Raw genomic sequence first — 26,654 nt, 5'->3', positions numbered from 1 at the left:
AACGAGGCGCCTGGTCTTCCGGGCGCCTATTCTTCCAAGAGGTCGGGCCGTCGTTTCCTCGTCAGGTCAACGGCCTGTTCATGCCGCCATTTCTCGATGGCACCGTGATTGCCCGACGTGAGGATCGCAGGGATCTCGCGGCCTTCCCATTCCTGGGGACGGGTATAATGCGGATGCTCCAGCAGACCGCCTTCGAAGCTTTCATGCAGGCCCGAGAGATCGTTGCCCATGACGCCGGGCAGGATACGGATGATGGCGTCGAGAAGCGTCAGCGCCGCCGGTTCGCCGCCTGAGAGCACATAGTCGCCGATCGAGACTTCCTCGAGCTGGCGCGCCTCGATCACCCGTTGGTCCACGCCTTCGAAACGTCCGCAGACGATGATCACGCCTTCGCCAGCGGCGAGTTCGCGGACGCGCTGCTGCGTCAGGGGCTTGCCGCGCGGGCTCATCAGCAGGCGCGGGCGATTGTCGTTTTCGGAAACAGTATCGATGGCGCGGGCGAGCACATCCGGCTTCAACACCATGCCGGCGCCGCCGCCAGCGGGCGTATCATCGACCGTCCGGTGCTTGTCGGTGGAGAAATCGCGGATCTGGACGGTTTCCAGCGACCACTGCCCGCGCTCCATCGCCTTGCCTGACAGCGAAAAGCCGAGATGGCCCGGAAACATCTCCGGATAGAGGGTCAGCACGCTTGCCCGGAAGGCCATGGCTTACTTCTTTTTCTTCGGCTTGCCGGTGGCGAGCTTGGAGATGTCTTCCGGATCGTCGATCAGGCCGGCTGCCATCGGGTCGATACGGATCGTGCCGCCTTCGAGGTCGATCTCCAGCACCGAAGCTTCGGAGAAGGGGATCAGCACCGGGCGCTTGCCCGGGCCTTTCAGTTCCAGCAGATCGCCGGCGCCGAAGTCGAAAACGCCCGTGATCGTGCCGTAGCTGACGCCCTTGTCGTCGAGCGCTTCGAGGCCTTCGAGATCGGCATAATAGAACTCGTCCTCCTCCAGCTCGTCATCGGGAAGATTGTCGCGTTCCATATAGAGCTCGAGGCCGTTCAGCGCCTCTGCGGCGTTGCGGTCGTTGATGCCGCGGAAGCGGACGACGACCATGTTCTTCATCTCGCGCAGTTCGAGAATTTCGAAGACGCGGCCATCGAGGCTGTGCAGGTGGCCGTAATCGCCGAGTGCCGTCGGGTCGGCCGTATAAGGCTTGACACGAACTTCCCCGCGGATGCCCTGCGCGCCGCCTATGGTGCCCATCAGCACGGGGTTCTCAAGCTTTGTCATGGTGTCCTTCATCCGAATTCTGCATCGATCCGCGTTCAAGCCTCTCATAAACGAAGTGCGCCGGAATGAAAACGAAAACGGGCGGCATGTCGCCATGCCGCCCGTTCGAAACGAAATCCTTGCGGATTATTCTGCGGAAGCTGCAGCTTCGGCGGCGTCAGCAGCCTTCTGAGCCTTCTCAGCAGCGCGCTCCTGAGCCTTCTTGCCCGGCTTTGCCTTTTCCGGGTTGTTCTTGGTGTCGCGCTTGGCGAGACCAGCTTCGTTCAGGAAGCGCAGAACGCGGTCGGTCGGCTGTGCGCCCTGATCGAGCCAATGCTTGATACGGTCGTTGTCGAGCTTGATGCGCGCGTCGTTGTCCTTGGCGAGCATCGGGTTCCAGGAACCGAGGTTCTCCAGGAAGCGGCCATCGCGCGGCGAACGGGCGTCAGCGAGAACGATGTGGTAGTACGGGCGCTTCTTGGAACCACCGCGTGCGAGACGAATTTTCAGTGCCATGTCATTTACTCCTTAGGCTTTTCTTGACCGCTTCGTAGGGCGGCAGGTTCATTTTGCTGCGGCGTGGTCCGCAGCGATCTGCTCATGATGCCGGATGACTTCCTTGATGATGAAGTTCAGGAACTTCTCGGCGAAATCCGGATCCAGATTGGCATCCTTGGCCAGGCGGCGAAGGCGTTCGATCTGGTATTCTTCGCGCGCCGGATCGGCCGGCGGCAGCTGGTACTTGGCCTTGAGAACGCCGACCTCTTTGGTGCAGCGGAAGCGTTCGGCCAGAATGTGGACGAGTGCCGCGTCGATATTGTCGATCGACTGGCGGTAGCTCGAAAGCTGGGCTTTGATTTCAGGATCAATCATCGTTCAGGCGACCCTTTCACTTCTTCTTGGGCAAACCGGGAAGCCCCGGGAAACCGCCACCCAGACCCGGCAGCTTGGCGCCGCCCAGGCCCGGAAGTCCGCCAAGGCCCGGCATGCCGCCGCCCGGCTTTCCAAGACCCGCCGCTTCAGCCTGCTTCTGGAGCGCTTCCAGCTGCTTCGGGTCGATGTTCGAGAGGTCGGGCATGCCGCCCATTCCGCCACCCATGCCGCCAAGACCCATCTTGCCGGCGAGGCCGCCCATCATCTGCTTCATCAGGCCGCCTTTGCCCTTGCCGCCCATCATCTTCATCATGTCCGCCATCTGGCGGTGCATCTTCAGAAGCTTGTTGATGTCGGAGGCATCGGTGCCGGAGCCGGCGGCGATACGCTTCTTGCGCGAATGCTTCAGCATGTCGGGATTGGCGCGCTCGGCCTTGGTCATCGAGGAGATGATGGCGAGCTGGCGGCCGAACAGGCTGTCATTCAGACCGGCCGAAGCCATCTTGTCCTTCATGCCCGACATGCCGGGCATCATCGACATGATGCCGCCCATGCCGCCCATCTTCTGCATCTGGCGCAGCTGGTCGGCGAGGTCGTTCAGGTCGAATTTGCCCTTGGCCATCTTGGCAGCCATGGCGGCTGCCTTTTCGGCGTCGATGTTTTCGGCGGCGCGCTCGACCAGCGAGATGATGTCGCCCATGCCGAGAATGCGGTCTGCGATGCGGCGGGGGTGGAACTCTTCCAGCTCGCCCATGCGCTCGCCGACACCGATGAGCTTGATCGGCTTGCCGGTGACGGCGCGCATCGAAAGGGCGGCACCGCCGCGGCCATCGCCGTCCATGCGGGTCAGGACGAGGCCGGTAATGCCGACGCGCTCGTCGAAATTGCGGGCAAGATTGACGGCGTCCTGACCGGTCAGCGAATCCGCGACCAGGAGGATTTCATGCGGGTTCGACTTCTTCTTGATGTCGGCCATTTCGACCATCAAGGGTTCGTCGATATGCGTGCGGCCGGCGGTGTCGAGAATGACGACGTCGTGGCCACCAAGCTTGGCGGCCTGAACGGCGCGGGCGGCAATATCGGTCGGCGACTGGCCAGCGATCACAGGCAGCGTATCGACGCCTGTCTGGACGCCGAGCTGGCGCAGCTGTTCCTGGGCGGCGGGACGGCGCGTATCCAGCGACGCCATCAGCACCTTTTTCTTGTCGCGGTCGGTGAGCCGCTTGGCGATCTTTGCCGAGGTCGTGGTCTTGCCGGAGCCCTGCAGGCCGACCATCATGATGACGACCGGGGCAACGGCGTGCAGATCGACGCCCACGCCTTCGCCGCCGAGCATCTCGATCAGCTCGTCATGGACGATCTTGACGACCATCTGGCCGGGCTTGATCGATTTCAGAATTTCGGCGCCGACGGCCTTTTCGCGAACACGGTCGGTGAAGCCACGGACGACTTCCAGCGAAACGTCGGCTTCCAGAAGGGCACGGCGAACCTCGCGCAGCGCAGCGGAAACATCGGCTTCCGAAAGCGCGCCACGGCCTGTCAGTCCATTGAGAATGGATCCAAGACGGTCCTGGAGGTTTTCAAACATAGGCTCTTCCTTGTGTTTCCGGATATGCCGGAAACCTCGTGCTTTTCCTTGACGAAAACAAGACGCAAAGCCAAAAAGCACCCGAGGGCGCATCGCGCTGTCGGGTGTGGACCTCCGGGATCAGGTCCCGGTCGGCGGCTCGGAGTCATGTCGCTCGTCGCAGAATTGAGGCGCGGTAAACAGGAAAGCGGCCGGAAAGTCAAGCCAAAGCGGGCAAATTCGCGCTTCCGGTCCTTCTCAAATCGTCTGCGCCTTCCCAAATGCATCCTCCCGACACGAGAGTCCATCCGTTCATGCCCGACGCCAAGATGCGCAATTCCTATTACCAGGGGCCGGTCTCCGACCATTTCGATGGCGTCCATTTTTTCAATCCTGATGGGGTCGAGCCGCTCGGTTTTCGCGAGTTGATGCGCTGGCAGTTCGGCGGCGGGCGTTTTCGCTGGCCGAAGGCGGTGCAAAGCGCGTTTCCGTCCGCCAAGCCTGCAGAGCGCGTCAGCGGCGAGGATTTGCGGGTGACCATGGTTGGCCACGCGACGATGCTGATCCAGGTCGCGGGCCTCAACATATTGACGGATCCTGTCTGGTCGGATCGCGCCAGCCCCTTCTCCTTTGCGGGACCGCGACGGGTCTCGCCGCCCGGCATCCGCTTCGAGGATCTGCCGCCGGTCGATATCGTGCTCGTCTCGCACAATCACTATGACCATCTCGATACCAGGACGTTGAAGCGGCTCTTCGAGGAGCATGGTCCGCATTTCGTGACGCCGCTCGGAAACGATACGATCATTCACCGTGCCATTCCCGAGGCGAAGATCTCCGATATGGATTGGGGCGACCGGCTTTCTTATTGGGATGGGGTCACCATCGATGCCGAGCCCTGCCATCACTGGTCGGCGCGCGGCACGCGTGACCGGCGCATGGCGCTCTGGGCAGCCTTCGTCATCTCGACGCCATCAGGCAAGATCTACCATGTCGGCGATACCGGCTTTCACGATGGCATCAACTACCGGGCTATCCGCGAAAAACATGGCGGCTTCCGCCTGGCGATCCTGCCGTTCGGCGCTTACGAGCCGCGCTGGTTCATGAAAGGGCAGCATCAAAACCCAGAGGAGGCGGTGGAGGGCATGGAGCTCGCCAATGCCGCCTATGTGGCAGGGCACCACTTCGCGACGTTCCAGCTGACGAACGAGGCGATCGACGCGCCGGTCACGGCACTTGCGACCGCGCTTGCGGCGCGCAACATCGCGCCTGGCCGTTTCCGGCCGCTGAGGGCGGGCGAAGTGTTCGACGTTCCCAAGGCTTGAGCAATCGGCAGCCTACTGGTAATTCCCCCGCATTTCCGCCATATACAGGCCGAAAGCAACGGAAGCAGCAGCAATGAGCACGACGGTCGAATTCGCGAAGATGAACGGGCTTGGCAACAAGATCCTGGTTGTCGATATGCGCGGCCGTCCGGATGCCGTGACGCCCGCTGCGGCGATTGCGCTGAACGCCGATCCGGCAACACAGTTCGATCAGATCATGGCGATCCATGATCCGAAGGCTGAGGGCACTGATGCCTGGATCGATATCCTGAATTCCGACGGCTCGAAGGCCCAGGCCTGTGGCAACGGCACGCGCTGCGTTGTGCAGGCACTCGCTGCTGAGACCGGCAAGAAGGCCTTCACCTTCCAGACCGTCGCCGGGATCCTCAATGCCGTCGAGCAGGCGGATGGGACGATTTCCGTCGATATGGGCAAGCCCGTTTTCGAATGGGACAAGATCCCGCTTGCCGAAGAATTCTACGATACGAGCCGGATCGAACTGCAGATCGGGCCGATCGACAATCCGGTGCTGCATTCGCCGTCGGTTGCCTCGATGGGCAATCCGCATGCGATCTTCTGGGTTGACAAGGACGTGATGTCCTTCGATCTCGGCCGTTTCGGGCCGCTGCTCGAAAACCACCCGATGTTCCCCGAAAAGGCGAATATCACCCTGGCTGAGGTTACCTCGCCGTCTTCGATCACCACGCGGACGTGGGAACGCGGCGCCGGCCTGACGCTTGCCTGCGGTTCGGCGGCCTGCGCCACTGCCGTTTCCGCCGCCCGCACCGGCCGCACCGGCCGCGATGTCACGATCAAGGTTGCGAGCAGCCCGAATGCGGGTTCGCTCTCGATCGAGTGGCGCGAGCGCGACGATCACGTCATCATGACCGGCCCGGCCGAATGGGAATGGTCGGGCATGGTCGATCCCAAGACAGGCAGCTGGGCGCGCGACGCGGAGCAGGGAGCCGAGGCGCGGTGAGCGGCGTCGAGGTCATCACCTTCGGCTGCCGTCTCAATACCTACGAATCCGAAGTGATGCGGGCGGAGGCCGAGAAGGCCGGACTCAACAATGCCATCCTCGTCAATACCTGCGCCGTCACCGGTGAGGCCGTGCGTCAGGCCCACCAGGCGATCCGCCGCGCGCGGCGCGATAATCCGCATGCCCGCATCATCGTGACCGGCTGTGCGGCGCAGACGGAAAGCCAAGTCTTTGCCGAAATGGCCGAGGTCGATGCTGTCCTCGGCAATGAAGAAAAGCTGAAGAGCGCGTCCTATCGCGCACTGCCGGATTTCGGCGTTTCGGCGGAAGAGAAGCTGCGCGTCAACGACATCATGAGCGTCAAGGCGACGGCGCCGCAGATGGTCAAGCACATCGACGGCCATGTTCGCGCTTTCATCCAGGTGCAGAATGGCTGCGATCACCGCTGTACCTTCTGCATCATCCCCCATGGCCGCGGAAACTCGCGTTCGGTGCCGATGGGGGCTGTCGTCGATCAGGCCCGCAATCTGGTCGAGGGCGGATACAGCGAGATCGTGCTGACCGGTGTCGATGCGACCAGCTATGGCGTTGATCTTCCGGGCCAGCCGACGCTTGGAATGCTGGCCAAGACGCTGTTGAAGCAGATCCCGGAGATTCGCCGCCTCAGGCTCTCGTCGATCGACAGTATCGAGGCTGACAATCATCTGTTCGATCTGATCGCCGACGAGCCGCGCTTCATGCCGCATCTGCATCTGTCGCTGCAGCATGGCGACGACATGATCCTGAAGCGCATGAAGCGGCGGCACAGCCGCGCCGATGCGCTCGATTTTGTCGCTCAGGTGCGGCGCCTGCGCCCGGACATGGCTTTCGGTGCGGATATGATTGCCGGTTTCCCGACTGAAACCGAGGAGATGTTCGCCAATGCCGCCAGCCTCGCGGAAGAGGCTGATATCGCGCATCTGCACGTTTTCCCTTACAGCCCGCGTCCCGGAACGCCCGCCGCCCGCATGCCGCAGCTCGATCGTTCGCTGATCAAGGACCGCGCCGCACGGCTGCGTGCCACTGGACAGACGCTGCATCGCTCCCATCTGGACAGAATGGTCGGAACGCGGCAGTGGCTGCTGGTGGAAAACAACGGTCTGGCACATACGGAAAATTTCACGCTTGCCGCCGCTCCCGGCCTTCGCCCGCGCTCCCTGCTGCAGGCCGAGATCACCGGCCACAACGGCAAGCACCTCGACATGCAATTGACGGCGGCGGAAGCCGCCTGAGTTTACGGAATTCAAATGGCGTTCAGTTTCATCAAAAAGGTCTTCACCTTCGGCAAGTCGCTCGAGGAGGCAAAGCCGCAGGAGGCTGTGCCCGCGATCGAGCCGGTGAAGGACGAGCTGCCGGTTGCTGCCGATCCGGTGGTGGCGGAAGAGGTGGATACGGCCGGTGGGCCGGTTGCGGATGTTGCCGAGGCTGAGACGGTAGCTTCAGTGGAGGAAGAGCCGGCGATCCTGCCGGATGCCGAGCAGCTGGGTGATATCGGTGTCGTGCCGTTGTCGCTGTTGCAGGCGGAAGCTGAGGCCGGAACTGAAGACCAAAGCGCAATACCTGCGGATACACCCCCCTCTGTCCCTTCGGGACATCTCCCCCTCAAGGGGGGAGATCAGCTGGAGGTCGAGGCGGCTGCTGGTGCCAGCATAGCGCCCGAAGAGCCCGCTGATAGCGCCGAGCCGGAAACTGCAACGGTTTCGGTGGAAGACGAAATAGCTCCAGAAGCGAGCGAGCGCCCCCAGCCGATCTCCCCCTCTGAGGGGGAGATGCCCGGCAGGGCAGAGGGGGGTACCGCACCCACCGAACTCGAAGAATCGTCACCCACGGCCGTCGAGACATCGCCAGTCGAGCCGCTGATACTCCCCAAGGGTTTCGCCACCGGCACTGCCGCCTCCGAACCTGAACCGCTCGTTCCGCAACCCAAGCTCACCTGGTTCCAGCGCCTGCGCGCCGGCCTCGCCCGTACCTCCTCACAGCTCACCGGCCAGATCGCCGCACTCTTCACCAAGCGCAAGCTCGATGACGAAACGCTGCAGGACCTTGAAGATCTGTTGATACAGGCCGATCTCGGCGTCGAGACGGCGATGCGCGTCACCGATACGCTGGCTTCCGAGCGCTACGGCAAGGACGTAACGGGCGAAGACGTCAGCCGCATCATGGCGAGCGAGATTGCCAAGGTGCTGAAGCCGGTCGCCAAGCCGCTGCAGCTCGATCTCAGCCACAAGCCGCATGTCATCCTCGTCGTCGGTGTCAATGGCACCGGCAAGACGACGACCATCGGCAAGCTGGCCGCCAAGCTCTCAGGCGCTGGGCTGAAGGTGATGGTTGCCGCCGGCGATACGTTCCGCGCTGCGGCGATCGAGCAGCTGAAGATCTGGGCCGATCGCACGAAATCCGAATTTATCGGCACCAAGCTTGGCGCCGATGCCGCTGGGCTTGCCTATGATGCCTTCGAGCAGGCCAAGGCAAAGAAATGCGACGTGCTGATCATCGATACCGCCGGACGCCTGCAGAACAAGGCGGAACTTATGGCGGAGCTGGAGAAGATCGTGCGCGTGCTCGGCAAGCTCGATCCGGATGCGCCGCATACCGTTTTGCAGACGCTGGACGCGACAACAGGCCAGAACGCCCTCAACCAGGTGGAAATCTTCCGCAATGTGGCGGGCGTCAACGGGTTGATCATGACCAAGCTCGACGGCACGGCGCGCGGCGGTATCCTCGTGGCGATCTCCGCAAAGCACAAGCTGCCTGTTTATTTCATCGGCGTCGGTGAGGGTGTGGACGATCTGGAGCCGTTCGAGGCCGAGGATTTTGCTCATGCCATTGCCGGTCTCGGGCAATGATGCCACAGATATGACGAGAAGGGCGCGCATGCCGCGCCTGACAAACGAATAGGTTCGACGCACGCATGACCACCGAAAGCGACATCACGCCCTCTTCCGCCGACCGGCATCACCCGCTGCTGAAGCTGGCGCTCGAGCTCGGGCCGCTGCTGATCTTCTTCTTCGCCAATCTTCGCGGCCAGTGGCTGGTCGACCGGTTTCCTGCTCTGAGCGAGCTTGGTGGTCCGCTGTTCGTCGCCACCGGCCTGTTCATGGCGGCGACCGTCATTTCGCTGGTCGCCTCGAAGATCATCCTCGGCCATCTGCCGATCATGCCCTTCGTCTCGGGTATCGTTGTCCTGATCTTCGGTTCGCTGTCGATCTATCTGCAGAACGAAACCTTCATCAAGATGAAGCCGACGATCGTCAATGCGCTGTTTGGTGTGGCGCTGCTAGGCGGCCTTGCCTTCGGCAAGTCCTTGCTCGGCTATGTCTTCAACGCCGCCTTCCAGCTCGATGCCGAAGGCTGGCGCAAGCTGACGCTGCGCTGGGGCATCTTCTTCCTGTTTCTGGCCGTGCTCAACGAAGTCGTATGGCGGAACTTCTCCGATGACTTCTGGATCGCCTTCAAGGTTTGGGGCACGATGCCTGTTACGATCATCTTCACCATGGCGCAGATGCCGCTGATCCTGAAACATACGGTGCAGCCTGCCGGAGAAACCGACAAGTGAGCTTCGACGGCACGGTTGAGCGGACGAAACATCAGAACTTCTGGTTCATCGCCTGCGCGGGCGTGCTTCTGGCGCAGATCGTTGCCGAATATTTTATGGGCCGCACGCCGATCTGCACCTGCGGCTACGTCAAGCTCTGGGAAGGCACGGTCAATTCCAGCGGCAATTCGCAGCATCTGTCCGACTGGTACACGCCGTCGCATATCATTCACGGCTTCCTGTTCTATGGGCTGGCGCATCTCGTGCTGCGCAACAAGCCGATCGGCGCGAGATTGCTGCTGGCGCTGGTGATCGAATCCGGTTGGGAACTGCTCGAGAATTCGCCGATCATTATCGACCGCTATCGCGCCGCGACGATCTCACTCGATTATTACGGCGACAGCATTCTCAATTCGGCGATGGATGCCGTCTTCATGGTCGTCGGTTTCTTCTTCGCCGCGCGTGCGCCGGTGGCGCTGACGGTAGCGATCGCCATCTTCTTCGAGATTTTTACCGGCTACATGATCCGGGACAACCTGACGCTCAATGTCTTGATGCTGGTCTGGCCGGTCGAGGCCGTGAAGGCCTGGCAGAGTGCGGTTTAGGACGCCGGTTTTCCCAGCACCTTCTCCATCGCCGGAAACAGCCCTTCCTTCATGCTGATCTCGTCGAAGGGGCCGACGCGCTTGTAGAGGATCGTACCGTCGGGGCCGACGAGATAGCTTTCAGGAACGCCATAGACGCCCCAGTCGATCGCTGCTTTGCCGTTCGGATCGACGCCGATGGCGTTGAAGGGGTTGCCGAGCTCGTTCAGGAACTGGAGCGCGTTCGCGCTCTTGTCCTTGTAGTTGATGGCGACAATGTTCAGCCTGCCGTCGGCGGCCAGCTGCTTCAGGATCGGATGCTCCTGGCGGCAGGGGATGCACCAGGAAGCGAAGACGTTGACGAGCGTCAGCTTGCCCTTCACGGCCGCATCGGTGAGCGCCGGAAGGTTCGAGCCTTCAAGCGGGGCGAGGTTCAGCGATGGTGCCTTGGTGCCGAGCAGCGCCGAGGGAATCTCGGAAATGTCCTTGCCGTGGAAATCCTGGTCGTAGAGCATTTTTCCGGCAGTGGCGGCGATACCGCCGAAGACGACGAGCGGGATCAATGCCACGACATAGCGGCTGAGGCCGCGGCGGGCTGCCGGCTGGGTTTCGGGCGCGCTCATTCGCTACCCTTCGGCCGTGCCGAGCGGCGGCGGATGCCGGATGCTTCCAGAGCGGCGAGTTCCTTCTGGCGTGCGCGGCCATCGGCCCAGATCCAGAGCGTGACGGCTATGGTGATGACGGCAGCGAAGCCGTAGGCGCTATAGACGTAGAAAGCGTGAGACATCGATCAGTCCTCGCGGCTTGCCAGACGGGCCGCAAGGCGGCGCTGGGCGGCGACACGGCGGCGCCAGATCTCGTTGCGCATCGCCATGATGTGCAGCGTGAAGAACAGCAGCGTGAATCCAATGGCCATGACGAAGAGCGGGCGCAGGAATTCCGGATCGATCGCTGGGCCATCGAGACGCATGACGCTTGCCGGCTGGTGCAGCGTGTTCCACCATTCGACCGAGAACTTGATGATCGGGATGTTGACGAAGCCGACCAGGATTAGCACGGCGACGACACGGGCAGCCTTCGAGGGATCGTCGATGGCGCGGTTCAGCGCGATCAGCCCGAGATACATTAGAAAGAGCACGAAGACAGAGGTCAGGCGTGCATCCCAGACCCACCATGTCCCCCACATCGGCTTGCCCCATAGCGAACCGGTGACGAGCGCAAGCAGGGTGAAGGCGGCGCCGAGGGGTGCCGCGGATTTGGCTGCGACGTCGGCCAGCGGGTGGCGCCAGACGAGCGTGCCGATCGCCGAGATGCTCATCACCGTGTAGCACATCATCGCCAGCCAGGCGGAGGGCACATGGATATACATGATGCGGACGGTTTCGCCCTGCTGGTAGTCGCCCTCGGTCGCGAAGCTGAGATACAGCCCCACGGCCAGACAGAGAGCCGTGATGCCGGCCATCCACGGAATGACGCGTTGCGCCAGCGCCAGGAACCGCGTCGGGTTCGCGAGGTCGCTGAATTTGCTGATGGCAAGGCTTGTTTCGCTCATGAGCGGTTCTTTACCTTGAACGGGTTCTTCCCGCAATTGATGCCGGTCAACGCCATGATCAATCCGACGTGTTTCTGAGTGCCAGCGCTGCCGCTGCCGGGCCGATGACCGCAAAGAACAGCGTCAATGCGATGAGAATAAGGAAGGGCGGCAGGAAGGGTGCCGGATCCTCGACGGCCGCATAGCTGGCGCTGACGCCGAAGATCAGCACTGGAATGGCGAGCGGCAACACGAGGATCGAGACCAGCAGCCCGCCGCGCGGCAGGGCAACCGCGACGGCTGCGCCGACGGCGCCGATGAAGGTGATGGCGGGCGAGCCGACCAGCAGCGTCAGCATCGTGGCGCCGATCGCCGTTTCGTTCATGTTCATGAAGAGGCCGAGCAGCGGCGAGGCGATAACCAGCGGCAGACTGGTGGCGGTCCAGTGAGCGAGGCATTTGACGAGGACGGTGAGTACCAGCGGCGTTTCCTGCATCAGCAGAAGATCCAGCGATCCGTCGTCGCGCTCGGCCTGGAACAGGCGGTCGAGGCCGAGAAGCGCCGATAGCAGTGCGCCGATCCAGACAATGGCTGGGCCGATGCGGGAAAGCAGGTTGAGATCGGGGCCGACGCCGAAGGGGATGACGGCGACGACGGTGAGGAAGAACAAGACGCCGATGAGCGCGCCGCCGCCGGAGCGGATGGAGAGCTTCAGGTCGCGGAGGAAGAGGGCGGTCATTGGAGGAGGCCCTCGTTGCCGGTTGAGCGTGGAGTACCCCCCTCTGTCCTGCCGGACATCTCCCCCACAAGGGGGGAGATTGGCTGGGCGCGACCGCTCGCTCTCTTGTCACTATTTAGCGGGGCCGTCGCAACAGGTTGATCTCCCCCCTTGAGGGGGAGATGCCCGGCAGGGCAGAGGGGGGTGGACACACGGTAAAACCTCATCCCCACACCCCCTGATCCACCCCGGCAAATCCGCTCATCCGCAATTCCCTTGCATTTTCCAGCCCCAGCGGCTGATGCGTCGCGGCCAGCACGATTCCGCCCTTCTCCTGATGCGCTGCAATCAGCGCCGCAAACATCCTGTCCGCACTCGCATCGAGTGCTGCAGTCGGTTCATCCAGTATCCACACCGGACGGTAGGCGACCAGCAGTTTGGCGAAGGCGAAGCGGCGTTGCTGGCCGGCGGAGAGATAGCCGAAGGGGAGATGAGTGATGCCGGGGAGGCCGACGGCTTCCGCGGCCTCCATGATCGGCAGTCCCTCGCCACCGGAAGCGTTACCGAGAAAGTCCTGCCAGAAGGTCAAATTTTCGGCGACCGTGAGCTCGCTTTTCATCGCGTTCCGGTGGCCGAGATAGTGGCTGATTTCGCTGGCGCGATGTTCCGAAGAGCCCTGCGAATCAGAGAAACGGACGCTGCCGTTTTCGGGCCGCAGAAGCCCCGCCGCAACACGCAGTAAAGTGGACTTTCCTGATCCATTTTTCCCTGTCAAAACCAGTGCTTCGCCGGCTTCGATGCGGAACGAGATATCCTTGAAAATCAGGTCTTCGCCGCGGCGTGCTGAGAGATTTTCGGCAGTCAGATGCATGGCGTTTCCGTTGATTAAGATTTTAGTCATCGCGACGCAAAAAATGTCCGAAATGGGCCACGCAGTATCTGGCACCCTTCTTAGAAATTATCTATAAGACCCGCAACCACGCCAGCGGTCGGCGTGAACTTCATCCTTGCGCCGAACATGGAATATTCTTTCCACGTGCGGACAGCGGAAATGGCCGTACCCGCATCCTGATGTGCATTAAGTGCATAGGCGTTCGCACGACTGTGTTGGCTATCAGAAACGGGGTATCTCGTGTCTAAGTCTCTTGACAGCTTCAATTGTCGCTCCACCCTCACTGTCGATGGTAAGGACTACGTCTATTACAGCCTTCCCAAGGCTGAGGCGAATGGTCTTCCGGGCGTTTCGAAGCTTCCCTATTCGATGAAGGTTCTGCTTGAGAACCTTCTGCGCTTCGAAGATGGCCAGTCGGTCACCAAGGAGCACATCCTCGGCGTTGCCGAGTGGTTGAACAACAAGGGCACCGTCGAAAACGAAATCGCCTATCGCCCGGCGCGCGTGCTGATGCAGGATTTCACCGGCGTTCCCGCCGTCGTCGACCTCGCGGCAATGCGCGACGCGATGGTGTCGCTCGGTGGCGACCCCGAGAAGATCAACCCGCTGGTTCCCGTCGACCTCGTCATCGACCACTCCGTCATCGTCGACGAATTCGGCACACCGCAGGCTTTTGCCAAGAACGTCGAGCTGGAATACCAGCGCAACGGCGAGCGCTACCGCTTCCTGAAGTGGGGCCAGCAGGCATTCAAGAATTTCCGCGTCGTTCCTCCGGGCACCGGAATCTGTCACCAGGTCAACCTCGAATATCTCGGCCAGACCGTCTGGACCAAGGAAGAGGATGGCGAAACGATCGCTTATCCGGATACCTGCGTCGGCACCGACAGCCACACGACGATGATCAATGGTCTCGGCGTTCTCGGCTGGGGCGTTGGCGGTATCGAAGCCGAAGCGGCCATGCTCGGCCAGCCGGTCTCGATGCTTCTGCCTGAGGTCATCGGCTTCAAGCTGACCGGCAAGCTCAAGGAAGGCGTTACCGCGACCGACCTCGTGCTGATGGTCGTGCAGATGCTGCGCAAGAAGGGCGTTGTTTCCAAGTTCGTCGAATTCTTCGGCCCGGGCATGGACAACATGCCGCTCGCCGACCGCGCGACGATCGGCAACATGGGTCCGGAATATGGCGCGACCTGCGGCTTCTTCCCGGTTGACGGCGAAACCATCAACTATCTCAATGTTTCCGGCCGCACCAAGGAGCGTATCGCGCTCGTCGAAGCCTATTCCAAGGCTCAGGGCATGTGGCGCGATGGCGATGGTTCCGACCTCGTCTTCACCGATACGCTGGAACTCGACCTCGGCGACGTCGTGCCTGCAATGGCCGGCCCGAAGCGTCCGGAAGGCCGCATCCCGCTCGAAAACATCGCTGCCGGTTTCGCCGGTTCGATGGACGCTGACTACAAGAAGCCGGGCCAGCTCTCGAACCGCTACCCGGTCGAAGGCACCGATTTCGATCTCGGCCATGGCGACGTTGCCATCGCGGCGATCACCTCCTGCACCAACACGTCCAACCCGTCGGTTCTGATCGCTGCCGGCCTTCTCGCCCGCAACGCCGTTGCCAAGGGCCTGAAGACCAAGCCGTGGGTCAAGACTTCGCTAGCACCTGGCTCGCAGGTCGTTGGCGAATACCTGGCAAAGTCGGGCCTGCAGGCTGATCTCGACAAGCTCGGCTTCAACCTCGTCGGCTTCGGCTGCACGACCTGCATCGGCAACTCTGGTCCGCTGCCGGCGCCGGTCTCTAAGACGATCAACGACAAGGGTCTGATTGTTTCGGGCGTGCTTTCGGGCAACCGCAACTTCGAAGGCCGTATTTCTCCAGACGTTCAGGCGAACTACCTCGCGTCCCCGCCGCTCGTCGTCGCCTATGCGCTCGCCGGCACGGTCCAGAAGGACCTGACCAAGGAGCCGATCGGTGAAGACCAGAACGGCAACCCGGTCTATCTGAAGGACATCTGGCCGACCTCGCACGAGATCCAGGAATTCATCCAGAAATACGTCACCCGCGAACTTTACGAAACGAAGTACGCCGACGTGTTCAAGGGCGACGTGAACTGGCAGGCCGTTCAGGTTCCTCCGGGCCAGACCTACGCCTGGGACGACAACTCGACCTACGTTCAGAACCCGCCGTATTTCGTCGGCATGGGCAAGACCGGCACGGGCATTTCCGACATCAAGGGTGCGCGCGTTCTCGGTCTCTTCGGCGACAAGATCACCACCGACCACATTTCCCCGGCCGGTTCGATCAAGGCGGCGTCTCCTGCCGGTGCCTACCTCATCGAGCACAATGTCGGCGTTGCTGACTTCAACCAGTACGGCACGCGCCGCGGCAACCATGAAGTCATGATGCGCGGCACCTTCGCCAACATCCGCATCCGCAACCACATGCTCGGCCCGAACGGCAAGGAAGGTGGCTACACCATCCACTACCCGTCGAAGGAAGAGGAATCGATCTACGACGCGGCCATGCAGTACAAGGCCGATGGCGTTCCGCTCGTCATCTTCGCGGGTGTCGAATACGGCAACGGCTCGTCGCGTGACTGGGCTGCGAAGGGCACCAACCTGCTCGGCGTCAAGGCCGTCATCGCCCAGTCCTTCGAGCGTATCCACCGCTCAAACCTGGTCGGCATGGGCATCATCCCGTTCGTCTTCGAAGAAGGCACGACCTGGGCAAGCCTCGGCCTCAAGGGCGATGAAATCGTCACGATCGAAGGTCTCGAGAACATCAAGCCGCGCGAAAAGAAGATCGCCAAGATCACCTATGGCGATGGTTCGGTGAAGGACGTCCCGCTGCTGTCGCGCGTCGATACGCTCGATGAGGTGATCTACCTCAACAACGGCGGCATCCTGCAGACGGTTCTGCGCGACCTCGCTGCTTAATTCTTAAGACAAGCACATGATAATCACCGCCGGGGAGCAATCTCCGGCGGTTTTTCTTTGCGGGGACGGGGCTCACGGCGATGTGTTCCCGGCGCGGCGGCGGGCGGGGATGTCTCACCCCTTCGTTACTTCCCGTTTGGAACCGGAAGGATTATCTCTACGGTCGTCAATCAGGCCGCGCGGCCTTCGTTCGCCCGACGTCCTGGATAAAGAGGTTGCAATGTCGCCGCGTTTTTTGATTTCGCTGATTGCCGGTCTGGTGCTCGCAGCGCCACTTCAAGCCGAAGACGGCAAGCCGAAGGGCGTCGTTGAACTGTTTACCTCGCAGGGTTGCTCATCCTGTCCGCCTGCCGATGCCGCATTTCGCAAGATCGTTGGCCAGGGGAATGTAATCGCGCTCGCCTATCATGTCGATTACTGGAACTATCTCGGCTGGACCGACACGCTGAGTTCCAAGCAGAACACCGAGCGTCAGTACGGCTATGCCCGCATGCTCGGCCGCAGCAACGTTTACACGCCGCAGGTTGTCGTCAACGGCCGTGATCATATGACCGGTTCCGATCTCTCGGCGATCAACGGAAAGATCGACGGCTTCTCGACCGACGGCAAGGGGCTGAATGTCCCTATCGATGCGCAGATGCGGGGCGATGAGCTGGAGATCAAGATTGGCGCCGGCCAGGGGAAAGCCAATGTGGTGATGGTCTATTTCGACAAGGAAAAGACCATCGACGTCGAGAAGGGCGAAAACAGCGGCCAGAAGATTTCCTATATCAACAGCGTCAGCGATATCGAAACTGTCGGAATGTGGGACGGAAAGGCAACAAGCCTGACTTTACCTGCAACGGTTCTGCAAAAGGCCGACCTTGAAGGCTGTGCAATCCTGTTACAGGCTGCTACGGCTGACGGTGATCCGGCCGCGATCCTGGGCGCAACCGTCGTCATGGCCGGGAAAAATATCTGAAAGTTTCATCCGTTCAGGATGGAAAACGGGGCGGCCCGGCTAATCGTATTCGGGGCTGGGGTTAAGGTCGATACGCTCAGCCGGGCCCTTTGGCGCGCTGGCGCCAAATCGGTGAGCGGAATTTCCCCTGCAAATGAGGCGCTGTTTTGACTGAATTGCGGCGCTCAGGAGATTGCATAGCATATGCTTAATGTGATGACTGGCCGCACTTGCAATTTGCGGCGGGTCGGGCAAACTGTCACTCTCCTGTCATAAGCGAGAGGCCTTGGGAGACTGATGACAGATCAGCCGGATTTGCGGCATGGCTATCACCGTTCCGCCGACAATAGTTCCTCAGTCGTCGTCGATCTTAAAGAATACAAGCAGAATAAGGATCCGTTGCCGGTGACCTTTCACCGGCGAGAGCTGGATGCGATCCTGTGGATCTACGGCCGCATGGTCGGCGAGGGCGAGTGGAAAGACTACGCCATCGACCACATGAAGGACAAGGCGGTGTTCTCCGTCTTCAAGCGCTCCGGCGAAATGCCGCTCTTCACCATCGAGAAAGACCCCAAGCTTGCCAACAAGCAGGGGGCTTATTCCGTCGTCAACACCAACGGCATGATCCTCAAGCGCGGCCATGAGCTGCAGCAGGTATTGAAGGTCTTCGACAAGGTTTTGAAGCTCGTCGACAAATAGCGATCAGCCCCTGTAGAGGCTGCCTGGATAGACCGAGGGGTCCGGATCGGTATCCTTTCCCTCGCCCAGCTGCCGCTGCATGAGCATGGTGTCCAACCAGCGGCCGTGCTTGTAGCCGGTACCCTTGAGCAGGCCGGTTTCCTCGAAACCCAATGAACGATGCAGCGCGATCGATGCCGGATGGGCGCCACCGATGACGGCGACCATCTGCCGGAAGCCTAGGGCGATGCAGCGGGCGATCAGTTCCGCGAGCAGCGCCTTGCCGACGCCCTTTCCCCGGGCCTCTGGCGCCAGATAGATCGAATCCTCGACCATCCACCTGTAGGCCGGACGTGTGCGGAACGCCGACGCGTAGGCATAGCCCAGCAGCACGCCGTTTTCATCAACGGCAGCGAGATAGGGGTAGCCCTGGCCTGTTGTGGCAGACAGCCGTGCAGCCATCTCCTGGCGCTCCGGCGGGGCGATCTCGTAGCTGGCGACCCCTGACAGCACCGCTTCACGGTAGATCGCGGTGATGGCATCAAGGTCGGAGGTGGCGATGTCGCGGAGTTGAACGGTCATTGGGCGGCCGATGTCTGGTGTATGGTTCAGGCTGAAAACCATCCGGCGCGAGATTTGGCAATAGGAAAAGCAAGGGGTCGCACGGGAGCATTCAAAATGATCGCGCTGGTCCGTCGCTGTTGTGATCGTTCTTTGACTTCTTGTTTGGCAAGCTGTGCGTTGACAGCTGCGTGGTGGCCGCCAAGCCGGCGAGTTGACCGAACCCGCCGGAGCTTCTAGAGAACAGCTTCGCGGAACAGGCCTTTGCGTCAGGCGGCAGATCGGCCGCGTGCGTCAGCCATGGAGAAACGCCATTATCAAGATTCTGGTTTTGCTGCACGCCGCCGTCGGCATCGATTGGCAGTCTCCCCCTGAGGGCACCAGCCTGAAGACCTTGAACGAAGCCGAGGAGAAGGGCTTTATCGAGATTCGCGGCGAGTTCCAGAAGCGGCAATTCCGCCTGACGAAGCGCGGCTCCGACCATGTTGCGCTCGACCGTCGGCGCCTGGCGGCACGCAAGCTTTAAGACGCGCAAGGCTGGCCGTTATTTGCCAGCTGCATGACCACAGCGCTCAATCCACACTCCGAAAAACAAAACCGCCCGCAACATCTCTGTCGCAGGCGGCTCGGTTGTCTCGCGTTCGGCCAGACGGTCTGGCCGTCAACAGTTCCGTCTTACTTGCGGTTACCCATGAACTGCAGAAGGAACATGAACAGGTTGATGAAGTCGAGGTAAAGCGTCAGCGCGCCCATGATCGCCTTGCGGCCCATGACTTCGGCACCATCGGCTTCGTAGTACATTTCCTTGATCCGCTGCGTATCGTAGGCCGTCAGGCCGGCGAAGATCAGGACGCCGATCACGGAGATCGCGAACTGAAGGGCAGACGAGCCCAGGAAGATGTTCACGACCGACGCGATGATCAGGCCGAACAGACCCATGACCAGGAACGAGCCCATGGCCGAGAGATCACGCTTGGTCGAATAACCGTAGAGCGACAGTGCGCCGAACGAAGCGGCGGTGATGAAGAATGTCTGCACCACGCTCTGGCCGGTGTAGATCAGCAACAGAGACGAGAGCGACAGACCCACCAGCGCGGCGTAGATCCAGAAGGTGGTCTGCGCGGCCGAAACGCTCATGCGGTTGATCCGGAAGCTCAGGAAGAACACCATGGCCAGAGGAGCCAGGATGACGACCCACTTCAGCGGGCTCAGATAGATGGCCTGGCCAAAGGCGGTCAGCTGACCGTCGGCAAAGGCGAATTGGAATGACAGAAATGCGGCTACACCCGTGATCGCCAGACCCAGCGCCATCAGGTTGTAGACCTTGAGCATATAGGAGCGCAGCCCCTGGTCGATCATCTCGCCAGTCTGCGTCCGGCTTTGGTAGTTACGAAGGTCAGCCATAGTTTCCTCTTACAAGCTCCGATGTGAATACGGTGTCGGGCTTTGCGACCCGGGCGCCGCTGCGGAGCTCCAGCATGCCTGCGGTCAATATGAGGCTTTCGCCCTTTGCAAACAAGGCCCTTGCAACCGGCGGCGGGGTTAAATCGCCGTAAGGTGAAGCTATTTTATCGGGCGCTGCTTTACCAGTGCCAGCCCTAGAGCTCGCGCAGAACGGGTGCCGCCTTCTGGCCGAGGATGCGCCAGGTTCCGATCAGGCCGATCCCGACGGTCAGCACCAGAGCGGTGGCGATCGTCAGACCCGCGACATCCGGGAGGAAGGCTGAGGGTAGCCGCATGATACGGCTGACGATGAACCATGCTGCCACGCCGCCTGCCAGAAGCGCGAAGATGGCCGTGGCCGCGCCGAGGATCAGATACTCGTAACTGAAAGCGCGGATGAGCATGGCGCGCGTAGCACCCAGCGTTTTCAACACCACCGCATCGTGCGTCCGGGCCCGGTTTCCGGCGGCGAGCGCGCCTGCCAGCACCAGGATAGAGGCAATGAGTGCGACCGAAGCCGCCGCGCGGATCGCGGTCGCAAGCTGTCCGACCAGCTGGTTGACGATATCGATCGCATCCTTGACGCGGACGCTTGTCACCGTCGGATAGGTGTTGGTGACAGTCTTCAGGATCGCTGTCTCTTCGGTCGCACTTGCCGAGGGATCGGTCAGCGTTGCCAGCCAGGCATGCGGGGCGCCACGGAACGTATTCGGCGAAAAGACCATCACGAAGTTCAGCGATAGCGATTCCCACTGGACCTTGCGCAGGTTGGTGATCCGCGCGGTGATGTTCCTGCCTAGCACGTTGACAGTGACGGTATCGCCAATCTTGAGGCCGAGTTCGCCTGCCTCTTCGGCGGAAAAGGAAACCTGCGGCTCGCCGCTGTAATCCTTCGGCCACCAGCTGCCCTCGGTGAGCGCGGCATTCTCCGGCATGCTTTCAGAATAGGTGATGCCGCGGTCGCCGCGCAGCACCCATTGCCCTGCCGGCGGGACCTTGCGCTTGGTGACGTCTTCGCCGTTGAAGGCCAGGATGCGGCCTCGCAGCATCGGTACTTCGACCAGCTTGCCCTCGGGCGCCTGCTGCTTGATCAGATTGCGGAAGCTCTCCACCTGGGCACTCTGGATATCGACAAAGAAGAAATTAGGCGCGCCGCCGGCCATGCGGCCAGTCAGCTGCTGGCGCAGATTGCCGTCGATCAGCGTCAGCGTTACCAAGAGCGCCAGCCCGAGGCCGAGCGAGAGCACGACGGAGGGCGTCAGGGCGCCGGGGCGGTGGATATTGCCGATTGCCAGACGCAGCGCCGGCGAACTGACGCGCGGGCTGCGTTTTGCCAGCCAGGCGATCACGGCGGCGACGGCGCGCAGAATCACGAAGGCGAAAACGATGGCGCCGACGAAGACCACGGCGATGAAGCGGTCATAGGCGGTGACGATCGCCAGCCCGGCAAGTGCTGCCATGAAGACGCCGGCCAGCAGGATATAGGGCCAGGAGGGAAGGGCACGGGCTTCGAAGCCCTGCTCGCGGAACAGAGCCGTTGCGGGAACTTCGCGGGCATGCCCCAGCGGCAGGATGGCAAAGGCCAGCGTCGTCAGGGTGCCGAAGACAGCGGCCAGCAGCAGCGCGCCCGGATAGAGCGCCGGTGCCGTCGAGACCGGCAGGAACTGCGCCAGGAATTGGGCGGCGATCACAGGCGAGATGGCGCCGAGCGCCAAGCCGATCAGGATGCCTGCGAAGGCGATGATGGCGATCTGGAAAAGATACACGAGCACCACGACCGACGCGGGAGCGCCGAGGCATTTGAAGGTGGCGATCGTCGTCCGCTTGGAGTCGAGAAAGGCCCGGACCGCGTTGGCAACGCCGACACCGCCGACGATGAGCGCGGTGAGGCCGACCAGCGTCAGGAACTGCGAGAAACGGGTGATATTCTCCGTCAGCGATGGCGCAGCGCGGTCACTGGTGCGAATCGACCAGCCGGCGGAGGGAAATTCCTTGGCAGCGCGGTCGCGCACCGCGCCAATTTCGCCGGGATCATCCAGCTTGATCTTGTAGGCGTGCTCGACGAGGCTGCCGGTCTGGATCAGTCTCGAGGCCTGCAGCGCGGCGCGGCTGACGATCAGCCGTGGCGCGAAGCCGAAGCCCTCGGAGAGCGCGTCCGGCTCCGTCTTGACGGTTCCGGTGATGCTGAGCGTTGCGTTACCAAGCAGGATTTCGTCGCCGACGGCAAGGCCAAGGCGCTGAAGCAGCAGCGGGGCGGCTACCGCGCCATAGGTGCCGCTTTGGTCGGAGAGCAGGGCCGCCAGCGGATAATCGGGCTCCGATTGGAACGTGCCATAGAGCGGGTAGGCGTCATCGACGGCCTTGACCTCGACCAGCGCCTGGTCGGAACCGTCAGGTTTTCTCGCCATCGAACGCAGTCCCGTCGAAACCGAGACCTTCCCGAAGCCGCGCAGGAAATTCATCTCATCCTGCGATGCCTCGCGATTGTTGAGCTCGAAGCGGACGTCGCCGGCAAGCAGTTCCTGTCCTTGCGAAGCGATCGTGTCGGTAATCGAGGTCGAGACGGAATTGACGGCGGCGATCGCGCCGGTGCCGAGGGCGATACAGGCGAGGAAGATGTAGAAGCCCCTGAGGCCGCCGCGCAGCTCGCGAAGGGCCAGGCGGAAGGCGAGTGACGCGCGCGGCGTGATCAGGGTCATGCGAGGACTGCCGCAGACTGGCGTGCCGGGCTGTCGCCTTCGATCTTGCCGGAGCGCACGCGGATCTGCCGCGAGCAGCGGCTGGCAAGCGCATTGTCATGGGTGACGAGCAGCAGGGTCATCCCGCGCTCGGCCTGCTTTGCGAACAGCAGATCGGCGATCTGGCGGCCGGTTTCGGTGTCGAGATTGCCGGTCGGTTCGTCGGCGATCAGAAGAGCGGGAGACGGCGCCAGCGCCCGGGCGATCGCTACGCGCTGCTGCTCGCCGCCGGAAAGCTGGCCCGGATAGTGGTTCAGCCGCTCGCCGAGACCAACGGAGCGCAATTCGCGCTGGGCGATCTCGAACGGGTTGGCCACGTTGGCAAGCTCGAGGGGCACTGCGACATTCTCGAGCGCCGTCATGTTGGCGATCAGGTGGAAGGACTGGAAAACGATGCCGATGTTCCGGCCGCGGAAATCGGCAAGCTGATCCTCGCTCATCGCATGGAGTGGCGTGTCCTGAATGTGGATTTCGCCGCTATCGAGCCTTTCCAGACCGGCAAGCACCATCAGCAGCGTCGACTTGCCGGATCCGGATGGCCCGACGATGCCGACGGATTCGCCGGCCTCGATCGTCAGGTCGATGCCTTTCAGCACGTGGACCGACGCCGCGGCATTGCCCAATGTCAAATCCGCGTGCTTCAGCTCGATGATGGTTTTTGCCAAAGAAAATAGCCCTATATAAATCCCAAAGACTTCGACAATTTAGGGAACGCGGAATGAGATTTAAAGTTGGCCTGCTTCACATCGCTGTCATTGCGGGCTCTCTGCTTGCCGCTACACTGGCAAATGCCGCGACAATCAACCTCGTCGGCTTCGGTGATAGCCTCATGGCCGGGTTCCAGCTGCCGCCGGGAGACGGCTTTCCCGAGAAGCTGCAGGCCGCACTCAAAGCGAAAGGCGTCGATGTCGCGATCACCAATGCCGGCGTTTCCGGCGACACCTCGACCGGAGGGCTTGCGCGGGTCGACTGGTCGGTTCCCGACGGAACGAGCGGCGTCATCCTCGAGCTCGGCGCCAATGATGCGCTTCGGGGGATCGCGCCCGAGGAAACCGAGCGAAACCTTGATGAAATCATTGCCCGGCTAAAGAACAGAGGTATTCCGGTCCTGCTTGCCGGCATGATCGCGCCGCCGAACATGGGGGCGGACTATGCTGCTCGGTTCAATCCCATCTTCGAGAAACTGGCGCAAAAACATCAGGTTCCGCTCTACGCCTTTTTCCTCGATGGCGTTGTGCTAGACCCCAGCCTTAAGCTTGAGGACGGTATGCACCCTAATCCCAAGGGAGTGGATGTCATGGTTCAGAAGATGGAGCCGGCTGTCACAAATTTCATCGGGACGATTTCTACTGTGAAGAAATAGGGGCTTGCGCGGCTCACCATTGCGTGATTCCGTGTTAGCATCTGCAAAAGATTCGGGGAGTGCTCGTTATGCCGAGACTTTTTACCGCCCTCGAAATTCCGCGCAATGCGGCGATGAGCCTTTCATTGCTGCGCGGTGGTCTTCCCGGTGCCCGATGGATCGATGTGGAGAATTACCACGTCACTTTGCGCTTCATCGGCGATGTCGATGGCCGCACCGCTGACGAGATCGTCGAGCGGCTGGACAGGATCGACCGCCCGGAATTCCAGATCAGGCTCGATGGTATCGGCGCTTTCGGTTCCAAGAAGCCGCACTCGGTTTGGGCGGGTGTGTCGCCTTCACCCGAGATGTATGCTCTTCAGGGCGAGATCGAGCGCATCTGCCAGAGGATCGGCCTTCCGCCCGATCCCCGCAAGTTTACGCCGCATGTGACGCTTGCCCGCCTGAAGTCGTCACGCGTCGATGACGTGGTTCACTACCTCTCGGGCCGCGGCAATTTCCAGACTTCGACCTTCACCGTGCCGCGCTTCGTCCTGCTCTCGTCGAGGGATTCGGTCGGCGGCGGGCCCTATCTGACGGAAGAGGTCTTCCCGCTCCATGAAGCGCTGTCGGCGCCGAGTTCGCCGAGCAACTTCATGCAGCCTGCCAAGAGCCTGGTATAGACATGCTCGAAGCCTTCCGGACCACCGTAATAGGGGTCCGGAATATCCTCGCCGGTGCCGAGGGCGATGTCGCCGAAAAGGTGGATGTTGCGGGCGTTCGGTGATGCGCGCCTAAGCTCGGCCACGTTGTTCCGGTCCATCGCGATAACCAGATCAAATGCCGCGAAGTCTTCGCTGCGGATGCGGCGTGCCCTTTGTGCGGATATGTCGATCCCGTGCTGTCTGCCTGTTGCGGCAGATCGCCGGTCTGGCGGGTCGCCTTCGTGCCAGCCGCCCGTTCCGGCCGAATCGATGGCAAACTTGCCCGAGAGCCCGGCCTCCGCCGCGGTATGGCGAAAGATTCCTTCCGCCAGCGGCGACCGGCAGATATTGCCCATGCAAACAAACGGGATGCTGACGCGTTTCATGAAGAGACCTATGAAAGGTGATCGGAGGACAATGACATGAAGATGGAAAAACTGGAACGCCGTGCAATCGACGAGCATCTGGTAGCCGTCGCAGGATGGGCGCTTGCCGAGGATGGCAAGTCGATCTCCAAAACCTTCAAGTTCGGCAGCTTCGTCGAAGCATTCGGCTTCATGGCGCAGTCGGCGCTTTCGGCCGAGAAGCTCAATCACCATCCGGAATGGTTCAATGTCTATTCGCGGGTCGATGTGACGCTTAACACGCATGATGCCGGCGGGCTGACCGAGCTTGATTTCAAACTGGCCAAGGCAATGGACAAGGCGGCCGGTCTGAACACAAACAATTGAATCGCGTCCGGCAGTCACCATATCAGGCCATGCATTTTGAGGAGATCGGAATGGACGACGTCAAATACGGTGAAATCCTGCTGCCCGGCGATGAGGAAACCCAGAGCCGCCGGGAAAAGGCCGTGCGCAAGAAGTTCTGGCCGACCTTCAAGCGCGCCGTCCGGCAGATCCCGTTCTCGCGCGATGTCGTTGCTGCTTTCTATTGCGCCACCGACCCGGCGACGCCTGCGCGCGTCCGCGGCATCCTGTTGGCAGCACTCGCCTATTTCGTTCTGCCGTTCGACATGATCCCGGATATTTTCGCGGTTGTCGGCTTCTCCGACGACATTGCCGTGCTGTCGGCCGCCTTTGCGCTTGTCAGCGGCCATATGAAGCCCAAGCACTATGAGGCTGCCGATCGCGCCCTTGCCGATCAGCCCGAGGGCATGAAGACCGTCTAGGCGGTTTCCGCTTCCAGAACCTTCTTGAGCTTGCCGAAAGCGAGCCTGATCCTCGATTTCACCGTGCCGAGCGGCAGTCCCGTGGCTTCGGCGATTTCCGAATGCGATTGCCCAAGAAAGAAGGCGGCGCGCAGCATCTCACGCTGCTCTTCCGGCAGCTGGCTGACCGCGGCGCGCACGTGGGCATCGCGGTCATCATTGGCGACCGCCTCGTCGGCACCGATTTCGGCAGCCGGTTGCAGTGTCGGGTCGTCTTCATCAAGGACGCGAGCCCTGGCGCGCCGCTGCAGGTCGATGCGGCGGTTGCGGGCGATGCGGAACAGCCAAGTGGATAGCGAAGAGCGCGCCGGATCGTAGAGACCGGCCTTGTGCCAAAGCACGATCATCACTTCCTGGACGAGCTCCTCGGCTTCGGTTGCCGGCATCCGCTGGCGCAACAGCCAGGATTTCAAGCGTGGCGCGAAATAATCGAACAGGACGGAGAAAGCCTGCTGGTCCCGCTGATCGGCGACAGCTTTTGCGAGGGCAGCGAAACGCTGTTTTTCCTCAGCATCCATGTCCGGTCACGTTCCCCCTGGCTCAGGCAATTCTTGGACGAATTTCCAATACCTTAATGAGGTACAACGGATTTTCGAAAGGTCAAACTCTTGCCTGAATCTTTATGTCTTAAATTGCTCTCGAAGGGATGACGCGATGTCATCGACGCATAACATCACCGCAGGCAGCCGCACCAAGCCGAACGTTGACACACAGGCCTAAATGACACAGGTGGAGACAAATCACGGTCTCCGTTGACGCTTTGGTAACCTGAATTAAGTCAAAATAAAGCAGATCGTGACGAAAGCGC

The 26,654-nt window shown here is 61.4% G+C and carries 30 protein-coding genes; 14 read left to right on the top strand and 16 right to left on the bottom strand.

Annotated elements, in window-relative coordinates:
- Nucleotides 1-26: 26 nt before the first annotated feature.
- From trmD to ffh, 5 genes are all read right to left on the bottom strand, one after another.
- Entirely contained in the window at nucleotides 27-707 is a 681-nt protein-coding gene (gene trmD, locus AC1DJO_RS11530; protein ID WP_477970582.1) for a tRNA (guanosine(37)-N1)-methyltransferase TrmD, read from the bottom strand.
- Nucleotides 708-710: 3 nt separating this feature from the next.
- Nucleotides 711-1,280 (bottom strand): ribosome maturation factor RimM, encoded by a 570-nt coding sequence (rimM, locus tag AC1DJO_RS11525; protein WP_112386059.1) that lies wholly within the window; start codon nucleotides 1,278-1,280, stop codon nucleotides 711-713.
- Nucleotides 1,281-1,406: 126 nt separating this feature from the next.
- Nucleotides 1,407-1,775, bottom strand: coding sequence for a 30S ribosomal protein S16 (gene rpsP / locus AC1DJO_RS11520; RefSeq protein ID WP_477970580.1), 369 nt, complete (start codon nucleotides 1,773-1,775; stop codon nucleotides 1,407-1,409).
- Between the two features lie 48 nt (nucleotides 1,776-1,823).
- The gene (locus AC1DJO_RS11515) at nucleotides 1,824-2,132 is read right to left on the bottom strand and encodes a chorismate mutase (RefSeq protein ID WP_112385841.1); all 309 of its coding nucleotides are present in this window, start codon (nucleotides 2,130-2,132) and stop codon (nucleotides 1,824-1,826) included.
- Nucleotides 2,133-2,148: 16 nt separating this feature from the next.
- Nucleotides 2,149-3,720, bottom strand: a complete 1,572-nt coding sequence (ffh, locus tag AC1DJO_RS11510) for a signal recognition particle protein (protein WP_112517792.1) — start codon at nucleotides 3,718-3,720, stop codon at nucleotides 2,149-2,151.
- A 293-nt stretch (nucleotides 3,721-4,013) separates the two neighbouring features.
- Here ffh and AC1DJO_RS11505 point away from each other — a divergent pair, with 293 nt between their 5' ends.
- The 6 genes from AC1DJO_RS11505 (at nucleotide 4,014) to AC1DJO_RS11480 (ending at nucleotide 10,179) form a co-directional block, all read left to right on the top strand.
- Nucleotides 4,014-5,021 (top strand): MBL fold metallo-hydrolase, encoded by a 1,008-nt coding sequence (locus AC1DJO_RS11505; protein ID WP_477970578.1) that lies wholly within the window; start codon nucleotides 4,014-4,016, stop codon nucleotides 5,019-5,021.
- A 73-nt stretch (nucleotides 5,022-5,094) separates the two neighbouring features.
- On the top strand, nucleotides 5,095-6,000 hold the full coding sequence (dapF, locus tag AC1DJO_RS11500) for a diaminopimelate epimerase (protein WP_477970576.1): 906 nt from the start codon (nucleotides 5,095-5,097) through the stop codon (nucleotides 5,998-6,000).
- The gene (mtaB, locus tag AC1DJO_RS11495; RefSeq protein WP_477970574.1) at nucleotides 5,997-7,271 is read left to right on the top strand and encodes a tRNA (N(6)-L-threonylcarbamoyladenosine(37)-C(2))-methylthiotransferase MtaB; all 1,275 of its coding nucleotides are present in this window, start codon (nucleotides 5,997-5,999) and stop codon (nucleotides 7,269-7,271) included. The genes dapF and mtaB overlap by 4 nt, the downstream gene beginning before the upstream one ends.
- Nucleotides 7,272-7,286: 15 nt before the next feature.
- Complete coding sequence (ftsY, locus tag AC1DJO_RS11490; RefSeq protein ID WP_477970572.1) at nucleotides 7,287-8,885, top strand: signal recognition particle-docking protein FtsY; 1,599 nt, start codon at nucleotides 7,287-7,289, stop codon at nucleotides 8,883-8,885.
- Between the two features lie 65 nt (nucleotides 8,886-8,950).
- Complete coding sequence (locus AC1DJO_RS11485) at nucleotides 8,951-9,595, top strand: septation protein A (protein WP_477970570.1); 645 nt, start codon at nucleotides 8,951-8,953, stop codon at nucleotides 9,593-9,595.
- Entirely contained in the window at nucleotides 9,592-10,179 is a 588-nt protein-coding gene (locus AC1DJO_RS11480; RefSeq protein ID WP_477970568.1) for a DUF2585 domain-containing protein, read from the top strand. The genes AC1DJO_RS11485 and AC1DJO_RS11480 overlap by 4 nt, the downstream gene beginning before the upstream one ends.
- On the opposite strand, the gene AC1DJO_RS11475 is transcribed toward AC1DJO_RS11480, so the two are convergent.
- The 5 genes from AC1DJO_RS11475 to ccmA form a co-directional block, all read right to left on the bottom strand.
- Nucleotides 10,176-10,781, bottom strand: a complete 606-nt coding sequence (locus AC1DJO_RS11475; RefSeq protein ID WP_477941204.1) for a DsbE family thiol:disulfide interchange protein — start codon at nucleotides 10,779-10,781, stop codon at nucleotides 10,176-10,178. The two genes, AC1DJO_RS11480 and AC1DJO_RS11475, sit on opposite strands and share 4 nt — an antisense overlap.
- A complete protein-coding gene (gene ccmD, locus AC1DJO_RS11470; protein WP_112385833.1) occupies nucleotides 10,778-10,945 on the bottom strand; it encodes a heme exporter protein CcmD in 168 nt (55 codons plus the stop codon). The genes AC1DJO_RS11475 and ccmD overlap by 4 nt, the downstream gene beginning before the upstream one ends.
- A gap of 3 nt (nucleotides 10,946-10,948) precedes the next feature.
- On the bottom strand, nucleotides 10,949-11,710 hold the full coding sequence (locus AC1DJO_RS11465) for a heme ABC transporter permease (protein ID WP_477941207.1): 762 nt from the start codon (nucleotides 11,708-11,710) through the stop codon (nucleotides 10,949-10,951).
- Between the two features lie 58 nt (nucleotides 11,711-11,768).
- Nucleotides 11,769-12,428 carry a heme exporter protein CcmB gene (ccmB, locus tag AC1DJO_RS11460; RefSeq protein ID WP_477970566.1) on the bottom strand — a complete coding sequence of 220 codons (660 nt, stop codon included), beginning with the start codon at nucleotides 12,426-12,428 and terminating at the stop codon, nucleotides 11,769-11,771.
- 202 nt (nucleotides 12,429-12,630) lie between these two features.
- Nucleotides 12,631-13,278, bottom strand: coding sequence for a heme ABC exporter ATP-binding protein CcmA (ccmA, locus tag AC1DJO_RS11455; RefSeq protein ID WP_477970840.1), 648 nt, complete (start codon nucleotides 13,276-13,278; stop codon nucleotides 12,631-12,633).
- 261 nt (nucleotides 13,279-13,539) lie between these two features.
- Here ccmA and acnA point away from each other — a divergent pair, with 261 nt between their 5' ends.
- The 3 genes from acnA to AC1DJO_RS11440 all read left to right on the top strand — a co-directional run bounded on the left by acnA (nucleotide 13,540) and on the right by AC1DJO_RS11440 (nucleotide 17,869).
- Complete coding sequence (acnA, locus tag AC1DJO_RS11450; RefSeq protein WP_477970564.1) at nucleotides 13,540-16,230, top strand: aconitate hydratase AcnA; 2,691 nt, start codon at nucleotides 13,540-13,542, stop codon at nucleotides 16,228-16,230.
- A 220-nt stretch (nucleotides 16,231-16,450) separates the two neighbouring features.
- A complete protein-coding gene (locus AC1DJO_RS11445) occupies nucleotides 16,451-17,191 on the top strand; it encodes a DUF1223 domain-containing protein (protein WP_112385827.1) in 741 nt (246 codons plus the stop codon).
- Between the two features lie 276 nt (nucleotides 17,192-17,467).
- Entirely contained in the window at nucleotides 17,468-17,869 is a 402-nt protein-coding gene (locus AC1DJO_RS11440) for a DUF2794 domain-containing protein (RefSeq protein ID WP_477970562.1), read from the top strand.
- A 3-nt stretch (nucleotides 17,870-17,872) separates the two neighbouring features.
- Here the strand turns inward: AC1DJO_RS11440 and AC1DJO_RS11435 are convergent, their stop codons facing one another.
- Nucleotides 17,873-18,430 (bottom strand): N-acetyltransferase family protein, encoded by a 558-nt coding sequence (locus tag AC1DJO_RS11435; RefSeq protein WP_477970560.1) that lies wholly within the window; start codon nucleotides 18,428-18,430, stop codon nucleotides 17,873-17,875.
- A gap of 304 nt (nucleotides 18,431-18,734) precedes the next feature.
- On the opposite strand from AC1DJO_RS11435, the gene AC1DJO_RS11430 reads away from it, so the two are divergent.
- A complete protein-coding gene (locus tag AC1DJO_RS11430) occupies nucleotides 18,735-18,935 on the top strand; it encodes a hypothetical protein (RefSeq protein ID WP_112444593.1) in 201 nt (66 codons plus the stop codon).
- Between the two features lie 149 nt (nucleotides 18,936-19,084).
- On the opposite strand, the gene AC1DJO_RS11425 is transcribed toward AC1DJO_RS11430, so the two are convergent.
- The 3 genes from AC1DJO_RS11425 to AC1DJO_RS11415 form a co-directional block, all read right to left on the bottom strand.
- Nucleotides 19,085-19,813, bottom strand: a complete 729-nt coding sequence (locus AC1DJO_RS11425; protein ID WP_112385825.1) for a Bax inhibitor-1/YccA family protein — start codon at nucleotides 19,811-19,813, stop codon at nucleotides 19,085-19,087.
- A 194-nt stretch (nucleotides 19,814-20,007) separates the two neighbouring features.
- A complete protein-coding gene (locus AC1DJO_RS11420; RefSeq protein WP_477970558.1) occupies nucleotides 20,008-22,551 on the bottom strand; it encodes an ABC transporter permease in 2,544 nt (847 codons plus the stop codon).
- Nucleotides 22,548-23,255, bottom strand: coding sequence for an ABC transporter ATP-binding protein (locus AC1DJO_RS11415; RefSeq protein WP_477970556.1), 708 nt, complete (start codon nucleotides 23,253-23,255; stop codon nucleotides 22,548-22,550). Before AC1DJO_RS11415 ends, AC1DJO_RS11420 begins: the two co-directional genes overlap by 4 nt.
- A gap of 53 nt (nucleotides 23,256-23,308) precedes the next feature.
- Between AC1DJO_RS11415 and AC1DJO_RS11410 the strand changes: the two genes are divergently transcribed.
- Nucleotides 23,309-23,953: an arylesterase gene (locus AC1DJO_RS11410; protein ID WP_477970838.1), complete on the top strand. Its 645-nt coding sequence runs from the start codon at nucleotides 23,309-23,311 to the stop codon at nucleotides 23,951-23,953.
- 68 nt (nucleotides 23,954-24,021) lie between these two features.
- Complete coding sequence (gene thpR, locus AC1DJO_RS11405) at nucleotides 24,022-24,615, top strand: RNA 2',3'-cyclic phosphodiesterase (protein ID WP_477970554.1); 594 nt, start codon at nucleotides 24,022-24,024, stop codon at nucleotides 24,613-24,615.
- Here the strand turns inward: thpR and AC1DJO_RS11400 are convergent.
- The gene (locus tag AC1DJO_RS11400) at nucleotides 24,522-25,022 is read right to left on the bottom strand and encodes a low molecular weight protein-tyrosine-phosphatase (RefSeq protein WP_477970552.1); all 501 of its coding nucleotides are present in this window, start codon (nucleotides 25,020-25,022) and stop codon (nucleotides 24,522-24,524) included. The two genes, thpR and AC1DJO_RS11400, sit on opposite strands and share 94 nt — an antisense overlap.
- A gap of 36 nt (nucleotides 25,023-25,058) precedes the next feature.
- On the opposite strand from AC1DJO_RS11400, the gene AC1DJO_RS11395 reads away from it, so the two are divergent.
- Together AC1DJO_RS11395 and AC1DJO_RS11390 are read left to right on the top strand one after the other, a co-directional pair.
- On the top strand, nucleotides 25,059-25,367 hold the full coding sequence (locus AC1DJO_RS11395; protein WP_477970550.1) for a 4a-hydroxytetrahydrobiopterin dehydratase: 309 nt from the start codon (nucleotides 25,059-25,061) through the stop codon (nucleotides 25,365-25,367).
- A gap of 50 nt (nucleotides 25,368-25,417) precedes the next feature.
- On the top strand, nucleotides 25,418-25,807 hold the full coding sequence (locus AC1DJO_RS11390; RefSeq protein WP_112385818.1) for a YkvA family protein: 390 nt from the start codon (nucleotides 25,418-25,420) through the stop codon (nucleotides 25,805-25,807).
- Here the strand turns inward: AC1DJO_RS11390 and AC1DJO_RS11385 are convergent.
- Nucleotides 25,804-26,364, bottom strand: coding sequence for a sigma-70 family RNA polymerase sigma factor (locus AC1DJO_RS11385; RefSeq protein WP_477970548.1), 561 nt, complete (start codon nucleotides 26,362-26,364; stop codon nucleotides 25,804-25,806). The genes AC1DJO_RS11390 and AC1DJO_RS11385 overlap by 4 nt on opposite strands.
- Nucleotides 26,365-26,654: the final 290 nt, after the last annotated feature.

The sequence above is a fragment of the Rhizobium sp. 05N430 genome, from assembly GCF_056396985.1.
This window is presented reverse-complemented; position numbering and strand designations above follow the sequence as displayed.